This window comes from Rossellomorea vietnamensis, from assembly GCF_001305855.1.
Taxonomy (GTDB): domain Bacteria; phylum Bacillota; class Bacilli; order Bacillales; family Bacillaceae_B; genus Rossellomorea; species Rossellomorea vietnamensis_A.
This window is the reverse complement of sequence record NZ_LIXZ01000088.1, coordinates 1-548: the sequence shown is the minus strand read 5'-3', so window position 1 is coordinate 548 and position 548 is coordinate 1. Positions and strand designations below refer to the sequence as shown.

General features: G+C 70.6%; 1 protein-coding gene. It reads left to right on the top strand.

What is annotated here, in order from left to right; all coding sequences use genetic code 11:
* Positions 1–548: proton-conducting transporter transmembrane domain-containing protein (locus AM506_RS23630; protein WP_268788420.1), on the top strand; the 548-nt coding region annotated here is incomplete at both ends.

The following is a 548-nucleotide window of genomic DNA, read 5'->3' as shown; positions in this document are numbered from 1 at the left end:
CCTGGCGCTGCGCGTGGCCGAGGCGCCACCGGAAGACGAACCGCTGCTCGCCGCCGCCAGCCTGACCCTGCTGGTGGTGTTCGGCATCAAGGCGGCGATCCTGCCGCTGCTGTTCTGGCTACCGCGGGCCTACTCGGCGGCCAGTGCACCGGTGGCCGCACTCTTCGCCATCATGACCAAGGTGGGCATCTACGCCATCCTGCGCGTCTTCCTGCTGGTCTTCGCGCTGGGCGAGGAACCGATCAACGCCACCGCCTGGGCCTGGCTGTGGCCGCTGGCGCTGCTGACCCTGGCACTGGGCGGTGTCGGCGTGCTGGGCTCGGACAGCCTGCGCACCCTGTCCGCCTACCTGGTGATCCTCTCGGTCGGCACCCTGCTCGCGACCATCAGCCTGGTGACCCCGGCCGCCCTGGGCGCCGCTCTGTTCTACCTGATCCACAGCACCGGCATGGCCGCGGTGTTCTTCCTGCTCGCCGACCTGCTGGGCCAGCAGCGCGAGGAGGGCTACGACAGCTTCTCGGCGACCGGCCCCATCGGGCATCGACGGG